Below are 6,663 nucleotides of genomic sequence, written 5' to 3'. Positions count from 1 at the left end.
TACAACAGTAATCATCCTCATAAATCACTAAATGGACTAAGTCCGTGGTTGTATATGAAGAAATTTATGATTACTTAAAGAGCATTTTTATATTTATTCACTGTTTGAAAAACGGTAAGGCTTCAAAAACAGGTAAGGCTACCATATGTCCTTAAAAAAATTGCAACTTGATAGAGAAAAAATAATTGATGCTATTTCAAATTTCAACCCATCTTTTGAAATAACCAAAGAGAACAAGCCGTCAATGGTGAAATATCGGATAACGGAAAACAATGAAGTCAAAAGTTTACTTATATTTTATTTCCTTTCAGACGGCAAGACCACTATATCATGGCATGAATGTGCAAATCCTGAGTATTCTAAGTTGATAGCAGAACATATTGTTTCACTATGTTCATACCCTGAATATCTCAAAACATCCATATACATCAAGAGATTTACAGATGATGACTTGGATAATCTTTTAGATTATTTACAAAATTACTGTGGAGCAATATTAGAAGGTGAAAAAACAATAGGAAATGGAAAGACTTATGTTCTTAAAAGCAAGTATGGTGATAAGGCCTTTTTAAACTACTTCACAAATAAGGCTTTTAATGTTCAAGGAAATATTGGTTTGATGAAATTTCAAGTTATCGAGGGATTATCATCATATTTAACTTTTAACGAAATAGTGCAAGCTACGTTGGAGAAGGAAGATTTTAACCTTAATCCTGCAGATATTGAAGGTTTATATGTCGCCAGATTTCCAATATCCAGTGCTTTAATGCATGATGTCATAAAGAGCATTATTTTACCGATGTTTATTACCCAAAGAATAATTATACCAGATGGGTTTATAATGGATTTATCGTTCAAAGTATTTCCTATATTAAGAGGTGTAGAAGGTTGTATTAAACAAATATTACAGGACTATAATGTTGATAGCAATAACCATATCGGAAGCCTTTTCGATTATAACGGCACGCATTTTGTCTTAAAAAGAAGTTACCGAGATAGTATTAATGATGGAAGAGTGGTAGAGTCATTAGAAAAGCTCTATAATTACCATAAAAATAACCGACATGCTATTTTTCATGTTGATGACACCATTCTTACGACAAAAATTATAACTTCGGAAGCAGAAGTAATAGCTGCTGTAAATGAAGCGGCAGAATTAATAGAGGATTGCTACACACAAGTTTATGCAGCATAGCAACAATCATACGGATCAATATTTCCAGATTTTTAGATCTGACCATCAGCTTTTATTTATTTCTAAAAGCTATAAGCGCCTGCCTGAATTATTAGCATCTGCTGAGAATAATATTAAGCAATTGAGCTACAATAATGGAATTGTAGTATTCGACCTACTTCTTACTAACGGTATAAATAATAGATTTTTCGAATTGCCATGCAAAGAAGGAAAATTGGTTACAAAATGTCTAAAAAAATTATCCAAACCTGACAAGGATATTCTGAAATGTACTAATGACTTTTTCTCAAAGAACCAGTCACTGATTAGTTCTTCTTTCATTTCTAGAACAGACAAAAAAGAGTTTATCAATTCGATAAAATAATCATCTAAATTTAAATTTAATTAGAAACCAAATTACCAAAAGGCTTATAAAGCATATAATAATGATAAGGAAGACACTCCCAAAAATTGGCCTCCTTTCACTTTCTTTGCTTTCATTTCGCTTGTCTACTGTATTCTCCTCCTTAGCAACACTATCCTTCTTCTCATCTAAACTCCGCGTGACTTCACCCACCATATTACGAGCCGCATCCGTTTGCTGCTTAGTATTCTGTACTATGCTATCTGCTTCGGTGGTGATAGTTCCATCTGGAGCAATTGTTGTTTGCGCACCGGGCTTTGTATAGACTTTTGTTTGACCATCGCTGCTAGTCACGGTGCGCGTATTCTCTTCGACACGGCCAGTCTCTTTGACGGTCAGATCGGTATTCACCTTGACATCCTTTGTAGACTCCACTTTATCTAATGACTTTTCAGATCGCTTATACTTTCGGAATATGCCACAGCTGGTAATACTCAGGCATATCAGCACTATCATTAACACTCGTATCATAACTTTTCAATTTTCTTTGTGACACCTTCCAATTTACACGACAGCGAATCTAGTAGCGGAACGAGCTCATCTAGTGGCTGGGCAATACTCTGGTTAGATACCGGCCGGCTTTGCGGCTCATCACCAACTGCGACGATGAGCACAAATAGAATTATCCATTTCATTTGCGTTTCCCTTTCTGTTGTTGAGCAACGCTATCCACCTTCACCGCTGCGCTATCGACTTTAATAGCTGCCTCGGTAACTTTGTTAACCGCCGGCCGGATCTCATCTATCATCTGCTGATACAATCCCCCCTGCATTTCCAGCATCTTTTCATTCAGTTTTCTTTCTGCCTCTCGCGAATCTTTATTCAAATCGATGATGTAGTAGAATACCAGATTGAATACTGTGACAATAACGATCATTGCGTAAGTCACCGGATGATTTACAATCTGCATGAACGACGGCTTCTGCTTCCCCTGATCTTGCTGCTTGCAGCCTTGCTCTTCTGTTTTCATTTATTAATACGTTTTCCGGTGCTTCATTCGCTCCAATGCCTTGTTACCGGCTATCCATCCATACTCTTCCATTGCATTGAATGTTGGACATACTTTGATCCACTCGCGCTGCTCAATAATTCCGTTACCATTAAGATCTGGTGAGAGATCGCGGTGGCCGACAATAGAAATATGGCCAATCTCCTGATGCTTTCCGATTTCTTTAAAGAAGTATTCGATAGCCGACCAGAACCCCTCCTTTTGTTCAGGTGTGCGCGTATCCCCTTAGATGTGCTTCACGTTCTTGATCTCTACTAGACCTCAGATGTAAGATGCATGCACGCTATCGGAATTATAGCCAGCCACACCATTCGTGATCTTGCTGATATCGGCCAGATGAACTAAGGATCCGTCTGTAGGAATTAGAATGTGATATCCCGTATTTACACGCCACATGCGCTGGATAGATTCCGGTGTCTCGTGCGCCCAACCTGCAGTAGTATGCAGGACTATTCTATTTATCTTTCTCATAATTAGCCTAATTATCTCCGATCACACTACCGACTTGATCTGTATTGATTGTTCCATATTGCATAATCTCTGGGAAGTCTATTAATATTTGACTTGCTAAAGCCTGGGCGCCTAAAGCGGTATGATGAACGGCTTCTGATTCAGAAGTATGTAAATATCCGGCATGCCAACGACCGGAAGAATTAGTCCTTACAGCTTTATAAAAGTCAACGTATCGTAATCCACTATCTCTAACATATTGACTTATCACCTCTTTACTTCTTGTTGGAACTGTTGGAACTGTAGCAAGTATCAATTCTATTCCATTTCGCTGGCATAACGTTCTTATTAATTCTACATTGGTTATGTAGGTGTTTGGATCTGTGTCGTTCATCCCAAGAAACCAGAATAAGTATTTTGGTATACCTAATTTTAAAGCACGCTCTAAATCTTGTCTAGCTGATCCCGAACTTTGTCCGCCCAGTCCATTGATCAAGAAATTGAAACAACCATAATCTTTCATTATCCCGATACATCAATTGTTGTTGACTCCAAAATAGCTGTCTACGAAAGACCATATTGCTTTTCTACAACCAGCACCAAACGACGCTACGACATCTGACAATGCGCTAGACATCGGTCTAAAAAATACGGTGTGATCGTATTCGGCAGCTTGAGTTGCATTCAAATCGATCACATACTCCTGACAGAATTGTTCCTGCTTTACCGTCAACTTACCCCTTCCCTTTCACCTCCTTTACAATTTGATCTACCGCATCACGTGCCCAGCTTACGTGCGTGTAATAATGACGTGCTCTTTCTACTTTCTTACTAATAACTTGCTGTGATACCCCTATCTGCTTACCAAGCATAGTGGCAACCCCACTATTACGACGAATACCACAATCGGTATAGATCGTCTCAGGTGATACCAGAAGTAATGCTGCTGCAATTGATATGATTTGTACCTGCCAATGTTCGCTAGCAAGTGGTATAGTGGGAGTATGCACGGACTTGATTATCTCAGGCGTACATGACAAGGACCTGAAACGCTGATAAACCTCTTGGGCGATATCGGGATGATATTGCTGAAGATACTGTTGCAGGTTGATGGTTGTTGGGATCGTGTTTACAGATGTTGTGATCCTGCTGCTACCTCCTTCTCTAGTTGGGTTGCGATGGGCTGGCCTAGTATTGCTATGATTGCCTTTTGAAACTCCTCTAGTGTGCGAATGATATGGACTGGCGTACGTCTTGCTGCCAAACCTGATGTACTTTTGCTTGGCTTGGTGAGACTTTACCGGTTAATGTTTTGTATTCAAAACCGTAAGCTAAGCCTACGTGGATTAAGATGCGATCTGGAATACCTGCAACAACACCGGGTGCTTTGAGTTGCATCCCCTCTATTGCATTTCTACTTCCACCGTTTGGAACGTGGAAGAAAAGCAGACGTGTGGCTGGATAGGTGTTCCACAACCAAGTTACTGCGGAGATTTGCAATTGGATCTCTGTCATGTCTATTTCGGCACGGAGTAAAATATGCAGGATGACCCGAAAGCCACCCTGAATGAACACATATACACAGGTGTAGCGTTAATGATATATCTTTATATGTCGAAATAAATAATCTAATATTGTAAGGTTACAGGAGCGGAAATAACGGTTACAGAAAAATATAGATTTAAAAACTCTGATTATATGGCGATTAAAAAAAGGTTACAGAAACCCCCTATTTTTACAAACATCTATAAAAACATAAATGTGAATACATTTACCCTATAGAAATTTTGATTATTTTTAAACATTACATTGTTGCATTTATTTTTTCAACTATTTAATCTAAAAATGCTGTTACTTCTGTTACAGATATAAAAAAGTGCAATAGATATGCAGTTAGACGTGATTTTTGTAACAAGAGTGATTGTTACACTCCTGTTACAAGGTGTTAAAAAATGTTACATATCTCGGAATTTGCAAACGTTATTGGAATCTATTACAGCAAATAAAAAGCCCCTATAAAGGAGCTTTTCGGACAATCTTTTTGATTGTCATCAGTATCATTATTTATACTATTTTGTATTCATTGATATATTACCAATCAGACTTCTTTGTTTGATCCGCTACGATATCAACTATGCGAGATAAATCCTTTTCCAACTTATCTTTAGTGGATTTTTCGACGAGCTTGCCTTTCTCATCAAATATAAAAAGCTTCTTCTCTCTATTGTTCCATACATCACGCTAACCCGAAAATCCCATAGTCAATGTAAATTGCACTCCTGAATTAGTTACAACAGCAAATCCATCACATTTTTGGTTTGCAGCAATATCCAGTTCTGGTAAATTTATTTTATACCGGCCGTCTTTAACTTCTACCATCATTTTATAGTATAAATCAAGTTGGTAAGCACTTCCTGCTGATTTATCAGTCTTCGTATAACCAGAAATAAAATCCTTGATGACTACCGCATCGTTTAATACTTCAACAGTAATATTTTTGGAATTGCTTTTAGTTTTAACGTTAGCCTCAATGTTCGAAATGATATCAGCAGCTGTTCCAGTGCTTTCAACCACTATATATGTTTCACCATTAGCGAATTTAAGACCATCTGGAGAGACGAAAACGGTTGCGTCTTGCGCGACTGCATGAAATGTTGTATAAAGTGCAAAAGTAAGTATAAGAAGGATAGATCTTAACATGATATTAGCAATTGGATTCACTATTTCTCTAATATATCTATAATAGACAAAACAGTCTGATCTGATTTGATTTTTTCAACAAACTCCGGCATCTTTAATTTTGAACTTCTTGAGGAAGAGGAAGGTCTTATGTAAACGGCACCTATACCGATCGAAGCTAATGCTGATATGCCAATCACTGTCTTTTCATCTTTGCTTTCAAAAAATACTGCATCATCGGTAGAGCCATAGTAATTATATCTCTCGCCATAGAATCTTGCAAGATCCGTTGCAAGGGACGAGTAAGATCTAAATGTCAAAATCGAACCATCGAGGGATCCTCCTGAAAACGAATAGTACACCTCGTTCTCCTTCTGACCCTGACCTTGATAAAGAAGATCTGTAGAAGATTCATTTTTTAGGTTTCGTTTCTCCAAAGTTTTAATAGCATTTTTATTCGCACCATAATTAAAATGCGGCTCAACAATATCCGTAATATAAGGCTCAACAATAACTTTTGCTGTAACGTTACGTCCTGAAGAAGTAGCTGTGATAGTTGTCTCGCCAATGTGCTGCGCAGTGAATTTTCCAGAATTGTCAATCGTTCCAACGAATGGATCACTTGAAGCCCATTGAACAGATCCTGCATTTGATAAAGCAAAAGCAAATTCTTGGTCAAACTTTAATTTTACCTCGGATTGGTTGATTACGCTGGTGGTCTCTTCGCTTTTAGAACAGCCGATAAATAATAGCGCAACAAGCGCAAGTGCTTTGAATTGTAGGTTGTATTTCATAATGTTTGTTTGATTTTTGGCGAATATAAGAAAATAAATAACGCTAGTAACTACGTTTTCCCGTAATCCTACATAATACCCAAACACAACACCCCCAGAACCTCCAATACTATTTTCATATTTTCATAATTTC

Annotated in this window: 12 protein-coding genes; 2 read left to right on the top strand and 10 right to left on the bottom strand. The window is 37.7% G+C overall.

The window, feature by feature from the left end:
• Positions 1–145: 145 nt before the first annotated feature.
• The gene (locus tag GKO22_RS15835; RefSeq protein ID WP_166336748.1) at positions 146–1,195 is read left to right on the top strand and encodes a type II toxin-antitoxin system RnlA family toxin; all 1,050 of its coding nucleotides are present in this window, start codon (positions 146–148) and stop codon (positions 1,193–1,195) included.
• Complete coding sequence (locus tag GKO22_RS15830; protein ID WP_166336746.1) at positions 1,185–1,559, top strand: type II toxin-antitoxin system RnlB family antitoxin; 375 nt, start codon at positions 1,185–1,187, stop codon at positions 1,557–1,559. Before GKO22_RS15835 ends, GKO22_RS15830 begins: the two co-directional genes overlap by 11 nt.
• Here the strand turns inward: GKO22_RS15830 and GKO22_RS15825 are convergent, their stop codons facing one another.
• From GKO22_RS15825 to GKO22_RS15780, 10 genes are all read right to left on the bottom strand, one after another.
• Complete coding sequence (locus tag GKO22_RS15825; protein WP_166336744.1) at positions 1,560–2,054, bottom strand: hypothetical protein; 495 nt, start codon at positions 2,052–2,054, stop codon at positions 1,560–1,562. It lies immediately after the preceding gene.
• 11 nt (positions 2,055–2,065) lie between these two features.
• Entirely contained in the window at positions 2,066–2,233 is a 168-nt protein-coding gene (locus GKO22_RS15820) for a hypothetical protein (RefSeq protein ID WP_166336742.1), read from the bottom strand.
• Complete coding sequence (locus GKO22_RS15815) at positions 2,230–2,568, bottom strand: hypothetical protein (protein WP_166336740.1); 339 nt, start codon at positions 2,566–2,568, stop codon at positions 2,230–2,232. The genes GKO22_RS15820 and GKO22_RS15815 overlap by 4 nt, the downstream gene beginning before the upstream one ends.
• 300 nt (positions 2,569–2,868) lie before the next feature.
• The gene (locus tag GKO22_RS15810) at positions 2,869–3,078 is read right to left on the bottom strand and encodes a peptidoglycan recognition protein family protein (RefSeq protein WP_166336738.1); all 210 of its coding nucleotides are present in this window, start codon (positions 3,076–3,078) and stop codon (positions 2,869–2,871) included.
• Positions 3,079–3,085: 7 nt separating this feature from the next.
• Positions 3,086–3,580: an SGNH/GDSL hydrolase family protein gene (locus GKO22_RS15805; protein ID WP_166336736.1), complete on the bottom strand. Its 495-nt coding sequence runs from the start codon at positions 3,578–3,580 to the stop codon at positions 3,086–3,088.
• A gap of 12 nt (positions 3,581–3,592) precedes the next feature.
• Positions 3,593–3,790, bottom strand: a complete 198-nt coding sequence (locus GKO22_RS16600; protein ID WP_206367930.1) for a terminase small subunit — start codon at positions 3,788–3,790, stop codon at positions 3,593–3,595.
• A 1-nt stretch (position 3,791) separates the two neighbouring features.
• On the bottom strand, positions 3,792–4,067 hold the full coding sequence (locus GKO22_RS15795) for a hypothetical protein (protein WP_166336735.1): 276 nt from the start codon (positions 4,065–4,067) through the stop codon (positions 3,792–3,794).
• Between the two features lie 211 nt (positions 4,068–4,278).
• Positions 4,279–4,572 (bottom strand): VRR-NUC domain-containing protein, encoded by a 294-nt coding sequence (locus tag GKO22_RS15790; protein WP_166336733.1) that lies wholly within the window; start codon positions 4,570–4,572, stop codon positions 4,279–4,281.
• 726 nt (positions 4,573–5,298) lie between these two features.
• Entirely contained in the window at positions 5,299–5,757 is a 459-nt protein-coding gene (locus tag GKO22_RS15785; RefSeq protein ID WP_166336731.1) for a hypothetical protein, read from the bottom strand.
• A 20-nt stretch (positions 5,758–5,777) separates the two neighbouring features.
• Complete coding sequence (locus GKO22_RS15780; RefSeq protein ID WP_166336729.1) at positions 5,778–6,530, bottom strand: Ig-like domain-containing protein; 753 nt, start codon at positions 6,528–6,530, stop codon at positions 5,778–5,780.
• Positions 6,531–6,663 lie beyond the last annotated feature (133 nt).

It is taken from the genome of Sphingobacterium chungjuense (assembly GCF_011316935.1).
Classification (GTDB): Bacteria; Bacteroidota; Bacteroidia; order Sphingobacteriales; family Sphingobacteriaceae; genus Sphingobacterium; species Sphingobacterium chungjuense.
This window is presented reverse-complemented; position numbering and strand designations above follow the sequence as displayed.